The 16,834-nt window shown below is 72.7% G+C and carries 14 protein-coding genes; 5 read left to right on the top strand and 9 right to left on the bottom strand.

Going from position 1 to position 16,834, the window contains the following annotated elements:
• Positions 1-14 precede the first annotated feature (14 nt).
• A complete protein-coding gene (locus tag ACFUK0_RS06955; RefSeq protein WP_380247025.1) occupies positions 15-1,775 on the top strand; it encodes an ABC transporter ATP-binding protein in 1,761 nt (586 codons plus the stop codon).
• Positions 1,776-1,781: 6 nt separating this feature from the next.
• Here ACFUK0_RS06955 and ACFUK0_RS06960 read toward each other — a convergent pair whose 3' ends face one another.
• On the bottom strand, positions 1,782-2,351 hold the full coding sequence (locus tag ACFUK0_RS06960; protein WP_380247026.1) for a TetR/AcrR family transcriptional regulator: 570 nt from the start codon (positions 2,349-2,351) through the stop codon (positions 1,782-1,784).
• Between the two features lie 63 nt (positions 2,352-2,414).
• On the opposite strand from ACFUK0_RS06960, the gene ACFUK0_RS06965 reads away from it, so the two are divergent.
• Positions 2,415-3,614, top strand: a complete 1,200-nt coding sequence (locus ACFUK0_RS06965) for an FAD-dependent monooxygenase (protein ID WP_380247027.1) — start codon at positions 2,415-2,417, stop codon at positions 3,612-3,614.
• Positions 3,615-3,755: 141 nt separating this feature from the next.
• On the opposite strand, the gene ACFUK0_RS06970 is transcribed toward ACFUK0_RS06965, so the two are convergent.
• Entirely contained in the window at positions 3,756-4,394 is a 639-nt protein-coding gene (locus ACFUK0_RS06970; protein WP_380247028.1) for a TetR/AcrR family transcriptional regulator, read from the bottom strand.
• A 393-nt stretch (positions 4,395-4,787) separates the two neighbouring features.
• Here ACFUK0_RS06970 and ACFUK0_RS06975 point away from each other — a divergent pair, with 393 nt between their 5' ends.
• From ACFUK0_RS06975 to ACFUK0_RS06985, 3 genes are all read left to right on the top strand, one after another.
• Positions 4,788-6,215, top strand: a complete 1,428-nt coding sequence (locus tag ACFUK0_RS06975) for a lipase family protein (protein ID WP_380247029.1) — start codon at positions 4,788-4,790, stop codon at positions 6,213-6,215.
• A gap of 386 nt (positions 6,216-6,601) precedes the next feature.
• Complete coding sequence (locus tag ACFUK0_RS06980; protein ID WP_380247030.1) at positions 6,602-7,999, top strand: condensation domain-containing protein; 1,398 nt, start codon at positions 6,602-6,604, stop codon at positions 7,997-7,999.
• Positions 8,000-8,175: 176 nt separating this feature from the next.
• Positions 8,176-9,513, top strand: a complete 1,338-nt coding sequence (locus ACFUK0_RS06985; protein WP_380247031.1) for a condensation domain-containing protein — start codon at positions 8,176-8,178, stop codon at positions 9,511-9,513.
• Positions 9,514-9,522: 9 nt separating this feature from the next.
• Here ACFUK0_RS06985 and ACFUK0_RS06990 read toward each other — a convergent pair whose 3' ends face one another.
• The 7 genes from ACFUK0_RS06990 to ACFUK0_RS07020 form a co-directional block, all read right to left on the bottom strand.
• Entirely contained in the window at positions 9,523-10,833 is a 1,311-nt protein-coding gene (locus ACFUK0_RS06990; RefSeq protein ID WP_380247032.1) for a glycoside hydrolase family 27 protein, read from the bottom strand.
• Between the two features lie 486 nt (positions 10,834-11,319).
• Positions 11,320-12,312: an NAD-dependent epimerase/dehydratase family protein gene (locus ACFUK0_RS06995; protein WP_380247033.1), complete on the bottom strand. Its 993-nt coding sequence runs from the start codon at positions 12,310-12,312 to the stop codon at positions 11,320-11,322.
• Positions 12,313-12,347: 35 nt separating this feature from the next.
• Positions 12,348-13,310, bottom strand: coding sequence for an ATP-binding cassette domain-containing protein (locus ACFUK0_RS07000; RefSeq protein WP_380247034.1), 963 nt, complete (start codon positions 13,308-13,310; stop codon positions 12,348-12,350).
• Between the two features lie 75 nt (positions 13,311-13,385).
• Positions 13,386-14,150, bottom strand: coding sequence for an ABC transporter permease (locus ACFUK0_RS07005; RefSeq protein ID WP_380247035.1), 765 nt, complete (start codon positions 14,148-14,150; stop codon positions 13,386-13,388).
• The gene (locus ACFUK0_RS07010) at positions 14,147-15,361 is read right to left on the bottom strand and encodes a glycosyltransferase (RefSeq protein ID WP_380247036.1); all 1,215 of its coding nucleotides are present in this window, start codon (positions 15,359-15,361) and stop codon (positions 14,147-14,149) included. The genes ACFUK0_RS07005 and ACFUK0_RS07010 overlap by 4 nt, the downstream gene beginning before the upstream one ends.
• Positions 15,361-15,699: a hypothetical protein gene (locus ACFUK0_RS07015; RefSeq protein WP_380247037.1), complete on the bottom strand. Its 339-nt coding sequence runs from the start codon at positions 15,697-15,699 to the stop codon at positions 15,361-15,363. The genes ACFUK0_RS07010 and ACFUK0_RS07015 overlap by 1 nt, the downstream gene beginning before the upstream one ends.
• Positions 15,696-16,610, bottom strand: coding sequence for a methyltransferase domain-containing protein (locus ACFUK0_RS07020; protein WP_380247038.1), 915 nt, complete (start codon positions 16,608-16,610; stop codon positions 15,696-15,698). The genes ACFUK0_RS07015 and ACFUK0_RS07020 overlap by 4 nt, the downstream gene beginning before the upstream one ends.
• Positions 16,611-16,834 lie beyond the last annotated feature (224 nt).

Consider the following 16,834-nt stretch of genomic DNA (forward strand, 5'->3'; position numbering starts at 1 on the left):
CCGGGAGGTTCCCCGTGGCCGACCAGCCCCTCCGCACCGCCCGCCGCACTCCGGGCCCCCTCCGGCTCCGCCGTGAACTCACCGCCGAGCCGGGCCGGCTCGTCTGCGCCCTCCTGCTCGCGCTGGTCGCCACCGTCGCGGCCCTCGCCCTCCCGTTGCTCGTCCGCGAGATCGTCACCGACTTCTCCGCGCACCGGCCGCTCGGCCCGGACCTGCTGCTGATGTGCGCGGCGGCCGTGGGAGGCGCCCTCACCCAGGCCCTCTCCGGCTTCCTGCTGGCCCGGGTCGGCGAGCGGATGACCTACCGCCTGCGGATCCGCATCATGGAGCACGCCCTGCGGCTACCGCTCGCCACCGTCCGGACGCAGGGCACCGGCGACCTCGCCGCCCGGATCACCTCGGACGCCCTGCTGCTGCGGCAGGTCATCGACGTGGCCACCCAACTGCCGCTGGCGGCACTGACCGTGTCGGCGACCCTGGCCGTGATGGTCTGGATCGACTGGACGCTCACGGTGGTGACCGTCGTCTCGCTCACCGTGCTGGCAGCCCTGGTGTTGCTGGTGCTGCGCCGGATGAGAGCCAACGTGTCCGGCCAGCAGGCCGCCGTCGGGCTGATCGCCCAGCGTTTCACGGCCAACCTCGAAGCCCTCACCACGATCAAGGCCTACCGGGCGGAGCCGGTGGCGGCCCGCGCCCTCGCGGCGGACGCCGAGCAGCTCCGGGCCGTCTCCCTGGAGGGCGCCCGCCTCGCCGTCCTGATTCCCGCGGTGCTGACGCTCGGCAACCAGTTCGCGATGATCGCCGTGATTCTCACCGGCGGCGCCCGGATCGCCACCGGCGAGCTCGCGACGGCCGACTTCGCGGCGTTCCTGCTCTACCTGCTGCAGACCGTCCCCTCGATCAACACCCTGGCCGGCGGGTTCGGCCGGCTGCAGGCGGGCCTGGCCGCCCGGGACCGCTGCAACGACCTGCTGCTGCTCCCGCCGGAGGCCGACCCGCACGAGGCCGGCGGGGAGGCCCCGCTGCCGCTGCCCGACGTACCGTCCGTGGTCTTCCGGTCGGTGTCCTACACCCATGCCGGAGCGGGCGGCGCCGCGCTGAACGGCATCTCCTTCGCCGCGGCGCGCACCGGGCTGACCGCGGTGGTGGGCCCGTCGGGAGCCGGCAAGAGCACCACCCTCTCGCTGATCGACCGGTTCATCCGGCCGTCCTCCGGCTCGATCACCGTCCTCGGGCACGACACCCGGCACTGGCCGCTGGACGCCCTGCGGGCCCGGATCGCCTATGTGGACCAGGCGTTCACCCTGGTGGAGGCCACCGCCCGGGACAACCTCCAGCTCGGTCGCACCGGCAGTGCCGACGACGCCGAACTGGCGGCCGCGCTGGCCGCCGTCGGGCTCACCGAGGACATCGCGCGTCTCCCACTGGGCCTCGACACACTGCTCGGCAGGGAGTCGGACCTGTCCGGCGGCCAGCGCCAGCGCATGGCGCTCGCGCGAGCGCTGCTGTCCGACGCCGAGATCGTCCTCCTCGACGAACCCACCAGCCAGCTGGACGGCCTCAACGAGCAGCGGTTCCGCGCCATCGTGGAGGAGCTCGCGGCGACCCGCGCGGTGATCGTGGTCGCGCACCGGCTCTCCACCGTCCAGAACGCCCATCACGTCATCATGATGAGCGAGGGTACCGTCCTCGACGCGGGCGACCATCCCACGCTGTTGGAGCGCTGCACGCCCTACCGGGAGCTGGTCGCGAGCCAGGAGGTGCCGGGTCGTTGACGCGGCCTACCGACCGGGCGGGCGCAGCCCGTCCATGAGCACGGTGAGGTAGTTCGCGGCCAGTTCCGGTGAGTTCGCCCGCGACTTGGCGATCGCGAACGTGCACTCGCCGATCAGCGTCATGGTGGCGACCGGATCGAGGTCGGCGCGGATCACGCCGGCCTCGCGGGCCCGGGTGACCATGTCCTGGAGGGCGCTCCTGAGGGCGGCCTCCTGCGCCTCGGTGGCGGGCAGCTTCAGCGCTTCGATCTGCGCGTTCATCGTGTGGTGGGCGGCCTGGAAGACGAGCAGTTCGCCGAGGAAGGCCCGCAGGGCCTCCTCGGGGCCGGCGCCGGCGAGCAGGTCGTGCGCCCGCCGGACGAGCGGGGCGAGCAGGCCGGACGCGGCGGCGTCGACGAGCGCGTCCTTGCCGCCGAAGGAGCGGACCACGGTGGCCGGGCTCACTCCCGCCCGCCTGGCGATGACCTCGACGGTGATGACGGCGTCGGGGTCGGCGAGCAGCGCCCGGGTGGCGTCCAGCGTCCGCTGCCGGTTGCGGGCCGCGTCCGCACGAGGCGGTGGAGCGGGTGTTGACATGGCGAGCGGCCTCTCTCTACGGTCTAAGTGAAATGAGTATTTCACTTATGCCGGGGAGAAGCCATGCCGACGGACAACCGGATCCTGATCTCGGGGTCGAGCATCGCCGGCCTCACCCTCGCCCACTGGCTGGCGCGGTACGGTTTCCGGCCCACCGTGGTCGAGCGCGCACCCGCGCTGCGCAGCGGCGGCAACGGCGTCGACCTGCGGGGCCGGGCGATCGAGGTGGCCGAACGGATGGGCATCATGGAACACGTCCGGGCAGCGGCGACGGACGTCCTGGGAATCAGGTTCGTGGACGCCGGGGACCGCGACGTGGTGCGCGTCGGCACCCGAGTCGACGACAGCGTGGAGATCATGCGCGGTGACCTGGTCGCGTTGCTGCGCGCGGCGGCCGGGGACGGCGTCGAGTACGTCCTCGGCGACTCGGTCACGGCCCTGCGCCAGGACGAGGACGGCGTCGACGTGACCTTCGAGCACGGCCCCGACCGCCGGTTCGGCCTGGTGATCGGCGCCGACGGGATGCACTCCAACGTCCGACGCCTCGCCTTCGGCCCCGAATCGCGGTTCCTGCGGTTCAAGGGCCACTACTTCGCCTTCGCCGACGCCGACCCCGCGCTCGGCGAGAACCGCTGGGTGACGATGTACAACCTGCCCGGCCGGATGGCCGGGATCTACCGCTCCGGCAACCACGACCGAGCGAAGGCGTACTTCATCTTCCGCAGCGAGGAGCGGGTCGCCTTCGACCACCGCGACGTCGGACAGCAGAAGCGGCTGATCAGCGACGCCTTCGCGGCCGACTCGTCGTGGCGGACCGCCGACCTGCTGGCCACGGCGCTCGCCGACCCCGACTTCTACTTCGACGCGCTCAGCCAGGTGCGGATGGAATCGTGGTCGACGGGCCGGGTGGCGCTCGTGGGTGACGCCGCCCACTGCGCCTCGCCGGCGTCCGGCGCGGGCGCCGAACTCGCCCTGGTCGGCGCCTACCGGCTGGCCGTCGAACTCGCCGCCGCCGACGGCGACCACGCACTCGCCTTCGGCCGCTACCGGCAGGGCCACCGCGCGCTGGTCGAGCAGAAGCAGCGGATCGGCTTCAACATCGGCCTGATGGTGCCGAGGAGCCGCTCCGCCCGCTGGCTGCGCAACGCCCTGTTCCGGCTCCCGCTGATGCGGATCGCGGCGGCCGCGGAGCGTCTCGCCGACCGGGGCGGCGCCCGCGAACCCCTGCCCGGCCACCCGGACGCCCCCGCGCAGGCGGCCTGACGACCGGGTACGGGGCCGGCGCGAGGGGGTGACGGACGGTGTGACGGACGCCGCCGCCGGGTGAGCGGTGCGCGTACGGCCCGATGGGGCTGCGCACAGCACGGGCGCGGTCGACGCCGCTCGGGCGGCCGCCCGGCGCGGTCAGTAGGGCAGGCCCTCCGCCGCCGCGAGCAGGGCGGCGAGCAGGCAGGTGGCGATCTCGTTGTGCGAGGCCTGCGGATCGTCGCCGAAGCGCAGGGCGAAGTCCTCGGCCGCCGCGCGCAGGGCGCCGTTGATGGTGGCCGCGTGCACCTTGACCCGCAGGTCGTCGGGGTCGCTGCCGGTGCGCCGGGCGAGGAGTTCGCCGAGGACGGGCAGGGCGTCGTCGTGGGCCTGGAGCCAGACGGTGCGCAGCGCGGGCTCGGTGAGGGTCATCCGGATCAGGTCCAGGACGGCGGGGTCGGTCGGTGGCATCTCCCCGGGCCGGCAGGAGTCGGTGAAGAAGTCCAGCAGGCTCGTCTGCGGTGGCCAGTGCCGCAGTTGCTCGATCGCCGATTCGAGGCCCGCCGAGAGCAGGGGCAGCACGCAGCTCTCCTTGGTGGGGAAGTGGCGCCACAGCGTGCGGGTCGAGACGCCGACGGCCCGGGCGATCTGCTCGCCGGTGGTGCCGGTGACGCCCTGTGCGGTGAACAGCCGGACGGCCTCGCGGGCGATCTCCAGCCGGAGGGTCGCCCTGCGCCGCTGTGTGAGCGACGGCCGGGGGGCCGCTGCCGCTGTCGGCGCCTGCTCTGCGGATGCCACCTTGAGCACCGTTGCCCCACCGCCCTCTGCGTCCCGGTCACCGCAGCATAGCGAGCCGATTTGAATTGACGCTTGTAGACATCTTGTCACTGAGTGACATGTCCCCCTAGTCTCCCGATGTGACCAGCGAGTAACTACCGGGTCCCGAGGCGGACTTCGGCAGTTCCGGCCGGTGACGACCAGGCAGCGGAGCCACCGCCACGAGCACCGGAACCTGCGCCTGCCGCACCGGCACCGGCAGCAGGCCCTCGCCCCCACGGCCGCCCGGTCGGGGCCCGAAGCCGTCATGTCGTCATGTCGTCATGCCATCGACCCCGCACACCCTGCGCGCGCTGTGCATCCCGCGCGCCCCGCACGTCCCGCACCTTCCGACGAAACAGAGGAGTGGACACCATGGAACGACGCCGCAGCACCCACCGGATCCTTCCGGCATCCGCACAGGAGCCCGGCGCGGGCCGGATCGTGCCTCCCGCGCGGCGCAGATCCCTTGCGCCGACCCGGAGCCGGCTCCTCGGCGCCACGCTCGCGGCCGTCAGCTGCGCAGCGGTGCAGGCGTTCCCGGCCACCGCCGCCGACGGCGCGGGCGAGGTGGTCTCCCGGGGCGTGACCATTCCCGCCTTCTACACCCCGCCGGCCGAGCTGCCCGCCGCCAACGGCACGGTGATCCGTCAGGAGCCGCTGCCGCTCGGGCTGAGCCTGCCCGGTCTGGACGGCCGCCCGATGCCGGGCACGGCCACCAGGCTGATGTACAGGTCCACCGACTCGGCCGGGCAGCCCGTCGCGGTGACCGGCGCCTACATCGAACCCTCGGCGGCCTGGAAGGGCAGTGGCCCGCGTCCGCTGGTGGCGCTGGCCTCCGGCACCATGGGCCAGGGCGACCAGTGCGCGCCCTCGTTCGCCCTGCAGAACCCGCTCACGCTGACCGGTGACACCGTGTCGGTCGGCTACGAGGACCTGGCGATCTACCGCCTGCTGTCCACGGGGGCGGCGGTCGTCGTCACCGACTACGTCGGGCTCGGTACGACCGACCGCCTCCACACCTACGTGAACCGCCTCGACCAGGGGCACGCGCTGCTGGACGCGGCCCGCGCGGCGCGCGCGCTTCCCGGCGCCTCCGTCACCGCCGAATCGCGGGTCGGCCTGTACGGCTACAGCCAGGGCGGCGGCGCCAGCGCCTCGGCGGCCGAGCTGCAGCCCTCGTACGCACCCGACGTCAAGGTCGCCGGCACCTACGTCGGCGCACCGCCCGCCGACCTCGCCTCCGTGCTGAAGGGCATCGACGGCAGTGCCCTGGCCGGCGCCCTGGCCTGGTCGATCAACGGCTTCGCCCAGGCCGACCCCGATCTGCGCCGCATCGTCGAGACGAACATCAACGCCACCGGCAGGGCCGCACTGAACGACGCGTCGACCATGTGCGTGGGCGACGCGATCTTCGGCTACGGCTTCACCAGGAGCAGCAAGTGGACCACCAGCGGCAGGTCCATCGGCGAGGTCATCGCGGCCGACCCCGCGGCCCGGGCCGCGCTGGACCGGCAGCGCATCGGCACGCTCAAGCCCGCCGGCCCGGTGCGCCTGGCGACCGGCATCCAGGACGACATCGTCCCCCACGCGCAGGCCCGCCAACTGGCCGTGGACTGGTGCCGCAAGGGTGGCAACGTCACCTACGACGCCATCGCCCTGCCGAACCTGGGCGACAAGCTCCTCACCAACCACCTCGTGCCGCTCATCACCGACCAGGGCGACGCCGTCTCCTGGCTGACCGACCGCCTCGCCGGCAGGTCGGCCCTCTCCAACTGCTGGACGATGCCGCTCCAGCTCTGATCCGTCGCCGCACTGCGCCGCACCGTGCAGCACCGCGCAGCCCCGCCCGTTCCGTCCGTTCCGCCGTGGGCCGCAGCCCACGGCGGAACGCGCCCTTCAGCGGCACGGTGCGGGAGCCGCGTGCCTTCCTCGTGCGGATCACCACGCGCCAGGCACTGAGCCGGCTTCGTACGCCCAGCCGCCGCAGGGCTCTGCGCCGTGCGCAATCCCGAGAAGCGGCCGCACATGTGCAAGCCGGGGCCCGGCCCGCCGTCACCGTGCGCCGGTCCGGCTCGTTAGTCATGAGTCCCTCGCGACCGCGAGGGACGACGAACAAGCGGATGAGGTTCCTGGCCGCCCGGCGGCCGGGCGCGCTGAACCACAACCGAACAGGAAGGGCCGTCCCCGTGCTGCAGGTACCCGTCGAAGAACTGGAGATCGAACCCGGATACGCCGTCGAATGGACGCTGTCCTTCGCCGGGGCGATCCGGCCGGACGATGCGGCGGGGACGCAGCCGGCCGGGTCGTACAACCAGGAGGACCACTTCGGTGTCGCCCGGACCCTGCGGCAGGCGGACTTCCCCTACAGCTCCTACATCGGTGGATCGTTCGAGATCCCGGGTGCACTCGACCGCGAGGCCCTGGAGGCCGCGCTGCTGCACTTCGTGCGGCGCCATGAGGTGCTGCGCTGCGTGTTCCGGGAGTCGGACGGCGCGCTGGCCCTCGACGTGGTGGGGCCTCAGGACGTCAAGCTCGAAGCGGCCGACGTCGGGCAGCTGGGCACCCGGGAGGAGGCCCGCTCCTACGTGCAGGGCTTCCTGCGGGGGACGAGTACGCTCCGCGGCCCGTGGCTCGTGATGGGTGCCGTGATCAGGGACGACTCCACGACCGTGTACTTCGCCTGTGACCACCTGGTGACCGACGGGGTGTCGACGCCGGTGGCCGTCAGCGACATCGCCACCGCCTACCAGGCGATCAGGGACGGCCGCCGGGTGATGCTCCCCGAGGCGGCCGGCTACCTCGGCCACGCCGGGAGGGAGCGCCGTCGCGGCAGGTCGATGGACGCCGACGACGCCCGGCTCGACCACTGGAAGGCGTTCACCGCCCGCAACAACGGCCTGTTCCCGCCCTTCCCGCTGGACCTGGGCATGCACCCGGGCGGCCGGTACGGGGCCGTCAACGAAACGGACACCCTGCTTGCCGCGGGCCCGGCCGCCGCGATGGAGGCGCACTGCCGGGCGGCGGGCGGCCGGCTGTCCACCGGCGTCCTGGCGGCGGTCGCGGTGAGCCTGCACCGGGAGGGCGGACCGGAGGTCTACCGGGCGCTGCTGCCCGTCAGCACGCGGGACCGGGGCCCCGAGGCCCACAGCATGGGATGGTTCGTCAACACCCTCCCGGTGGAGTTCTCGGTGGCGCAGGGGAGGGGCTTCGCCGAGGTCATCGGGGCCGCCCAGGGCGCGCTGGCCGACATGCGCAGGTCCGCCGACGCGCCGTTCGTGCGGGCCTACGAGCTGCTGACGGCCCAGCAGTCCGGCCCCCGGGTGTGGCCGCTGGCCGTCAACTTCTTCTCCTACCTGGACTTCAGGAGGACGCCGGGGGCTCAGCACCACGTCGCGTGGAAGGCCCGCAAGTACGTCTGGGCGTCGCACAGCAACGGGATCTTCTTCTGGTTCCACCGCAACGACACCGGAGTGCACCTGAACACCATCCACGTCGACACCCCGCAGGCCCGGCGCACCAAGGCCGGCTTCGTACGGACCCTCACCCGGACGATGGACCACATCGCGGGCCACGGAACATTCTGACCGCCCCCGCCGCCGGTCCCGGCCCCCAATCCCGGCCGCCACCTGTCGCCCTGCCCGCGCGCCCTGCGCGCCGGGGCGAGCCACGAACACGAAAGCGAAGTCGATCGGTGCTCCAACTCCCCAGCTCAGAGATGATCGTGGCGCCAGGGCACGCAGTGGAGTGGAGACTGCAGTTCGTGACCGCCGGTGGAGCCTCGGGGGCGGGCGACCGCGGGCACCGGCAGGGCCGGCCGCTGTCGTACAACCAGGAGTTCCACTACCGCGCGGCCCGGCCGTCCGCACCGGCGAGCCCGGCCGTGAGCGACTGCTTCGCCGTGGCCTTCGAGATCCCGGGCGTGCTCGACCGCGAGGCCCTGGAGGCCGCGCTGCTGCACTTCGTGCGGCGGCACGAGGTGCTGCGCTGCGTGTTCCGGGAGTCGGCCGGCACACCGGCCCTCGACGTCCTCGCCCCCCGGGACGTCAAGCTCGAACCGGTCGAGGTGGGCCTGATCGGCACCCGGGAGGAGGCCCGCGCCTACGTACGGGGCTTCCTGCGGCAGACCGACACCCGCCGTGGCCCCTGGACCGTGATGGGAGCCATGATCAGGGACGACTCCACGACCGTCTACGTCGCCTTCGACCACATCGTCACGGACGGCATGTCGATGATGATCGCCGTCAACGACATCGCCACCGCCTACGCGGCGATCGCGGACGGGCGCAGGATCCCCCTCCCCGAGCCGGCCGGCTACCTCGACCACGCGGACCGGGAACGCCACAGCAGCCGGACGCTGACCGCCGACGACGGCCGGCTCGACCACTGGCGGGAGTTCACCGCCCGCAACGGCGGCTTCTTCCCGCCGTTCCCACTCGCCCTGGGGACCAGGCCCGGCATCGCCTACCGGGCCGTGAACGAGACACACACGCTGCTGCCGCCGGACCGGGCGGACGCCATGGAGGCGCGCTGCCGGGAGGCGGGCGCCAGGCTCTCCACCGGCCTGCTGGCCGCGGTCGCGGTCAGCCAGCGGCGGGAGGGCGGCCCGGACGTCTACCGCGGCCTGCTGCCCATCAGCACCCGCGGCCGGGGCTTCCACCCGCCCGGCATGGGGTGGTTCATCAACATCCTCCCGATCGAGTTCTCCGTCGCCGCCGAGCACGACTTCGACGGCGTGATGGCCGGAGCGCAGGCCGCCTCCACCAGGATGGCCAGGAGCATCCACGTGCCCTTCACCGTCGCGCTGCGGCTGCTGGCCCCCCGGTACCACTCGGCGCCCTGGCCCTGCGCCGTCAACTTCTTCTCGTACATGGACTTCAGGGAGGCCCCCGGCGCGGGGAACCACGCCGCGTGGAGGGCCGGCTGCTACACCTCGGTGCCGTTCACGAACGGCGTGCTCCTCTGGCTGCACAGGACCGACGCGGGGCTCCACGTGAACTGCGCGTTCGCCGACACGCCGCAGGCCCGGCGCACCACGGCGGGGCTGGTGCGGACGCTGGCCCGGACGATGGACAACATCGCGACCCGCGGTCAGTTCTGACCGACCGGGCTACCGGTCGTCCGGGCCGCCCGGGGTGACGCGGTACATGGCGGTCTCGTGGGCGGCCAGACCGGCGGCGAGGGTGCCGGTCGTGCTGCCGGCGGCCCCGGTCCACAGGTTCCTGACGGTGTAGGAGGGCGCCTCGGCGATGCCGAGTCCGGCGGCGGTGGTGGACACGGTGGCCGCGGTGTCGCCGGTGTTGGTGAGGGTCACCGACCGGTCTCCGCCCGCGAGTTCGCGGACGGTCACCAGTTCGGTGTCCGAGTCCACGGCGATCCGGGCGGGCCGCCCGAGACCGTCCTGGTCGACACCGATCACGGCCTGGTTGGTGAGGATGTCCCTGACGGCGGGGGTCATCGCCGGGAGCCGGTTGCCCGCGATCAGGGGTGCGGCCATCTGGGCCCACAGGCTGAAGTGCGAGCGGTACTCGGTCTCGTTCATCCCGGGCACGCCGACTTCGAGCATGTCGGGGTCGTTCCAGTGCCCCGGGCCGGCCTGGTGTCCCAGGCGGCCGTTGAGGTGGACGATGTCCATGACGCTCATGCCGTACGAGTTGTCCGCCTTGTGCTCGTCCCAGGCGGAGGTGATGTCCTCGGTGGTCCGCCACAGGTGGGCGACGGCGGACCAGTCGTAGGTCGCTCCGGTCTTGTCCGCGTGGTAGCTGTTGGGATTGATGCTGTACACGATGTCGCGGTGGGTGTTGCGCAGTGCGTCGCGCATCCGGGTGAAGGCGGCGATCTGCTCGTCGAGGGTACCGGCCTCGGAGCACCAGTCGTACTTGAGGTGGTCGACGCCCCAGGCGGCGAACGTGTCCGCGTCCTGCTGCTCGTGCCCCTGGCTACCGGTCGCCCCGGGGTAGTCGTGGCCGCGCTGTGCGCAGGTCCGGTCCGTGGGCGTCTGGTAGATGCCGAACTTCAGTCCCCTGGCGTGGATGTACTCGCCGAGGGCCTTCATCCCGGAAGGAAAGCGCTCCGGATCCCCGTGCAGGTCGCCCCGGGCGTCGCGCCGGGGGTCGAACCAGCAGTCGTCGACGATGACGGAGTCGTAGCCCGCGTCCTTCATGCCGGAGGCGACGAGGGAGTCCGCCGCCTCGCGGACGAGCTGTTCGTCGATGGAGCAGCCGAAGGAGTTCCAGGTGTTCCAGCCCATCGGCGGGGTGGCCGCCACAGCGTTGCCGAGGGCGGCGGCCGGCCGGCCGCCGACCGCCGTGAGCGGACCGGCGGCCAGCACCAGCGCGGCGGCCAGCAGCGTGAGGGTCCGGCAGCGGGGTGCGGGGCCGGAGGGGCGTGCAGGGCGGGAGGGGTGTGCGGGGCCGGACACGGTGCCTCCTCGGGAACGCTGAGGCGGTGGCCGGGTTCCTCCGAGCCCGTCGACCTGCTGACGCGCCGCCCTGGGCCAGGGTAAGGGGCGCCCCGTGCCGGGCGGTGACCACACGCGTGTCCGCGCTCCGTGTCACCCGGGGGGCGCACTCGGACGTACTCCGGCCATGGCCCGGACCCCGCCTCGATGCCGTGGCGGCCTGGCCGCTCCTCACCCCGGCCGGAGACCTGCTGGCATGTTCGCGCCGGAAAAAGAGCAGGTCACAGTTCTTTTCACCGCGCGCCGACGGGTCTAGCATTCCGGGCACGGCAGCCCCACCACCCCCAACAGGCGGGCTGCTGAGCAGGTCGGCCGCGTCTGGGGCGCGGCCGATGCCTCCCACGGTCGGAACCCCGGGGCACCCCCCCGCCCCCGGGGTTCCGACCGCGCCGTGCGGCGCGGATCAGCCCCCGGGCACGGCTCCCCGGGCAGGGCGCGGCCGGGCGGTCAGCGACCGCTGGGGGCGAGGCGGGAGAACCAGTCGATCGTCATCGCCAGACCCTTGTCGAAGTCGACGACCGGCTGCCAGCCGAGTGCCGACCTGGCCAGGCTGATGTCCGGCCGGCGCAGGGTGGGGTCGTCGCCGGGCCGCTCGACGAACTCGACCGGCGAGGCCGAGCCGCACAGCTCGCGGATGTGCTCCGCCAGCGCCAGGACGCTGAGCTCGACCGGGTTGCCGATGTTGATCGGCCCCTGGTGCCCGCTGGCGGCCGCGGCCAGGATTCCGCTCACGGTGTCGTCGACGTAGCAGATCGACCGCGTCTGCTCGCCGTCGCCGGCCACCGTGAGCGGCTGCCCGGCCAGTGCCTGGGTGATGAAGGTCGGCACCGCCCGCCCGTCGGTGGGCCGCATCCGCGGACCGTAGGTGTTGAACAGCCGGACGATCACCGTGTCCACGCCCAGGGCGGTGCGGTAGGCCGTGGTCAGCGCCTCCGCGTAGCGCTTGGCCTCGTCGTACTGGCTGCGCGGGCCGACCGGGTTGACGTTGCCCCAGTAGGACTCGATCTGGGGGTGCACCAGCGGGTCGCCGTAGACCTCCGAGGTGGAGGCCAGGAGGAAGCGGGCGCCCTTCCTGCGCGCCAGCTCCAGAGCGTTGAAGGTGCCGTGGGCACCGGCCCGGAGCGTCTCGATCGGGTGTCTCGCGTAGTCGTGCGGCGAGGCCGGCGAGGCGAGGTGGAGCACCAGGTCGACCGGCCCCTCCACGTCGAACTCCTCGGAGACGTCGCTGCGGTCCAGCACGAACTCCGGGTCGTCGGTCCGGGCGGACAGGTTGTCGACCGAGCCGGTCAGCAGGTTGTCGATGCAGACGACCGAGGTGCCCTCGGCCCGCAGCCGGTCGCACAGGTGCGAGCCGACGAAGCCCGCGCCCCCGGTGACCACCGCCCGGCCCACGCTCCGCCCCTGCTCCGGACCGCCGTCGTCGAATCCGCTCGGGTCCATCAGGTTCTCCTCTTTCGTGACACCGCGCGTCATGGTCAGGACTCCCGCAGCGAGCGGCCGGTCTTGGTGAGGAACACGTCGTCCAGGGTCGGACGGTGCAGCTCGATGGTGGCCAGCTCGATCCCGGCGTCGGCCAGGGCCCGCATGATCTGCGGCATCGCCGTCTCGCCGACGTCCACCGACAGGCGCAGCAGGCCGCCCTCGCGGACCTCGGCCGAGCGCACGCAGTCCTGCTGGGCGAGCACGCCGGACGCCTTCTCCGCGACCTCGGCGTCGGCCACGCCGACGGTGACCACCTCGCCCGCGATCGAGCGCTTGAGCGCGGCCGGGGTGTCCTCGGCGACGATGCCGCCGCCGTCGATGATGGCGATCCGGTCGCAGAGCGCGTCGGCCTCGTCCAGGTAGTGCGTGGTCAGGAAGACGGTCATGCCCTCGCTGCGCAGCCGGCGGATCTCGTCCCACATGTGCGACCGGCTCTGCGGGTCGAGGCCCGAGGTGGGCTCGTCGAGGAAGAGCACCTTGGGCCGGTGGATCACGCCGAGGGCGATGTCCACCCGGCGGCGCTGGCCGCCGGAGTAGGTGCGGCAGTTGCGGTCGGCGTACTCGGTGAGGTCGAAGGCGTCGAGGGCGGCGACCGCCCGGCTCTGCGCCTCGGCCTTGCCGATGCCGTGCATCCGGGCCTGCATCACCAGCTCCTCACGGGCCGTCACATCGTCCCAGGTGCCGCCGCCCTGGGCGATGTAGCCGATGCTCCGGCGGACCTGGGCCTGCTGGGTGAGCAGGTCGGCGCCGGCGATGACGGCGGTGCCGCCGTCCGGCCGGAGCAGGGTGGCGAGCATCCGCAGCGTGGTCGTCTTGCCCGCGCCGTTGGGGCCGAGGAACCCGAAGATCTCACCCTCGGCCACGGTGAGGTCCAGGCCCGCCACCGCGTCCACGGTGGAGGTTTTCCGGCGGCGCCCGGTCTGGAAGGACTTCCGCAGTCCGGTGGTCTCGATCATCGGGATGTCCTTGTCACGTGGCGGGGGTCGGTGCGTGGATCGGTGCGGGCGTCGGCGCGGGGGCGCGTACCGGCGTCAACGGACGGAACGGGCGAACAGGCGGGCCGACCAGGTGAGCGCCAGCAGCGCCACGGCGGCCATCAGCAGGATGCTCTGCCAGACCGCGGGGTCGCCGGGGTGGCCGGCGAACAGCTCCCGCATGCCGACGACGGCCCAGCTGAACGGGTTCCAGTCGGAGGCCCGGCGCAGCCAGAGCGGTGCCAGCGCGAGCGGCAGCAGGGTGCCGGACAGCAGCATCAGCGGCTGCGCCAGGTTGTTGACCAGCTGGCCGAGCACGTCGGGGCTGCTCACCTTGAGTGCGATGCCGTAGGAGATCGAGGCGCTGCTCAGGGTGATCAGCGCCAGCAGCACGTAGGCGATCAGCAGGTCCTGGATGCGGACGAACAGCCCGAGCGGCAGCGACAGCAGGATGATGATGCCCGCCTGGATCACCAGCGTGACCACGTCCCGCAGGGCCCGGCCGAGCAGCAGGGCCACCCTGCTGATCGGGGTGACCCGGGCGCGCTCGATGACGCCCGAGCCCAGCTCGGCGAGCAGGCCGAAGCCGACGTAGAGGCCACCGCCGAGCGCCAGGGCGACCAGCATGCCGGGCACGTAGATCCGGTAGGCGTCGGTCATCGAGCCCGCGCCCATGGAGGCGAGCGCCGGCTTGAGCAGCGGTGCGAACAGGGCCAGGTACACGACCGGCTGGGACACGCCCAGGACGATCGCGAGCGGGGACCTCACCATCAGCAGCATGTGCCGCTGGAACACCAGCCAGGTGTCGCGGAGCGTCTTCACGTCTGTGCGCTTCCCATTCTTTCGGTGGTCCGGGCGGTCCGGGGTGTGGGGGAGGCCCCGGCGGGCCCGGTGAGCAGGGTCTCCAGGTGGCCGGCCGCGGCCGGTGCGCCCCCGGCGGCGGCGAAGGACTCGCCCACCCGGCGTGCGGCGGCGCGGTAGGACGGGTCGTCGAGGACGGCGAGCAGGTCCTCGCGCAGCGGCTCCGGCCGCACGCTCGCGAACCGGACCCGCCGGCCGGCGCCGGCCGCCGCCACCTGGGCGGCGTTGATGGGCTGGTCCCCCTTGATCGGGGCGACCACCAGCGGAACTCCGTGGGCCAGCGCCTCGCAGACGGTGTTCAGCCCGCCGTGGCTGACCACCGCGTCCAGCCGGGGCATCAGTTCCAGCACCGGCACCCGGGGGCGGACCAGGATGTGCGCGGGCGGGTCGGGGACGGTGCCGTCCGGCGCCGCCACGATCGCCTGGACGCGGTCGCCGAGCGGACGCAGCGCCTCGACCACCCGGGCGTGGAACTCCTGGGCGAGGTCGAGCGACAGGGTGCCCACGGTGACCAGCACCTGACGCCGGGCGGGGTCGAGCCAGTCCCAGGGGAAGGCGGTGTCCGGGGCCCTCGGCGCCAGCGCGGGGCCGACCAGGACGGCGTTGTCGGGCCACTCCAGCGGGCCGGTCAGCGCCTCGCCGGTGAAGCCGACCAGCAGGTGCGGTGAGAAGCGCAGGTCGTGCGGCGGCTCGCCGGGCAGTCCGGCGGCCGTCCACATGGCGGCCATCCGCTGCTGGATCCACGCCTCCACCTTGGGCAGGGCGCGGTAGGGGCGGGTGAGTTCCATGGTGGTCGGCGCCATCGAGGCCCAGGGCAGTCCGGCCCGGTGCGCGGCGAGCGCTCCGGCGACCGCGTGCTGGTCCACGGCCAGGACGTCGGGACGGAAGGCCTCCACCGCGCGTTCGATGCCGGGCAGCGTGCTCTTCGCGTGCGGGACGATGTAGCCGTCCCAGCGCGACTTGGCGGCCGCCATGCCCCGGTCGGCCTGGCCGCGGTGGGCCCGCAGCGGGATCGGGGCGATCGCGGCGTCGGGCCCGAGCAGCGGTCGCAGGAACGACTCGGAGCCGGCCCACAGCACCTCGTGCCCGCGAGCGACCAGGTCCCGGGCGACGGCGGCCAGCGGGTTCACGTGGCCGGTCAGCGGCAGCGAGACGAAGAGGTAGCGTCCCATCAGATGCCTGCCGTGGTGGCACTGGTGAGGCCGTCGGCGCGATCGGCGCGGTCGGTGCGCCGGGCGGCCACATGGGCGGCCACGTCCCCGACGGTCAGCCCGATGATCTGGTCGATGTCGAGCCCGGCCACGTGCTCGACCAGGTCGACCCCGTCGCCGTACTGGTGTCGCAGTGCCGCGTTCCATTCGGCCAACTCATGCTCTTCCACGAGCAGTTCGCCGTCGACGCGGGTGTCCGGGCCGATGGCGTCCAGCCAGGCCCGGTCCTCGCCGACGACGCCCTGCAGGAGTTCGGCGATCCGGCGGACCAGCCCTTCCCCGGCCGTGCTCGCGCTCATGGCACCAGGCCGGGCGGCGGTGCCTGCGAGGAGTCCTGCTCCGGCTTGGTGGCCCGCAGTGCGCCGTAGGTGATGACGCCGGTGTCGAAGCCCTTCTTCATCAGCGGTCCGGCGTGGAAGAAGCCGAGCACGTCGACGCCGCGCTCGCGGGCGAGGTCACGCATGACCGTCCGGCCCCGCTCGAACTGCTGGATCTGCGCGAAGCCCGGGTCCCAGGAGTTGGCGACGGAGCTGCTCCAGTCCACGGTGGCGACGTCGGCGAAGCCGGCCGCGGCGGCCAGTCGCTCGTGCTCCTCCAGGGACGAGAAGTCGGGCATCACCTGGTGCACCAGGATCTGCCGGACGAGTTCCTGCTCGTCCTCGTCCAGTTCGCCGTCGCGGACGGACCAGGTGGCGACGGCGAGCGTGCCGCCCGGGGCGAGCATCCGCATCGACTCGGCGAAGAAGGTCTCCCGGTCGGCGATGTGCATCAGGCTCTCCACCGCCCAGACCACGCCGAAGGACCCGTCCGGGTACCCGGTGCTGAGCGCGTCGAGCTGGTGGAAGCGGGCCCGCTCGGCGACGCCCGCGGCCTGTGCCTTCTCGTTGGCACGCGCGGCCTGCAGGGCGCTGAGGGTGACTCCCTCGACGGTGCAGCCCAGCGGGCCGGCTAGGTACATGGCCGGTCCGCCGATGCCGCAGCCCACGTCGAGCACCCGTGAACCGGCGGGCACGCCGGCATAGTCGACCAGTTCACGGACCAGCCGGTCGGTGGCGGCGTGCCGGTCCGCTCCATTCAGGCCGGGAATCTCACCCGGATCCCAGAATCCGTGATGGACGTGCTCACCCCAGAGGTCCTCGTAGAGGTCGAGGGTGATGTCGTAGTAGCGCTCAACGGCCGTGTTGAGGCCGGAGTCGATCGCTGGTTCCACTTGTGCCGATCCTCGAAAAGTTGGCATGAATGCGGCATGAATGCGCACAACAAGGCGGCTGAACAAGGCGGCCGGCAAGAATTTGCGGAAATCGAACCCGCAAGACCGGATTGGTCTGATCCACTGCGGAGCGCACCTACGGGACACACAGCCCGTAGGTGTACGAAAGAGCAGGATGCCTTTGCAGCCACATTGCAAGAGATGAACCGCCTGAAGGGGCGGCA

Origin of the sequence: Kitasatospora sp. NPDC057223, assembly GCF_042669755.1 — a bacterium.
Lineage (GTDB): Bacteria > Actinomycetota > Actinomycetes > Streptomycetales > Streptomycetaceae > Kitasatospora.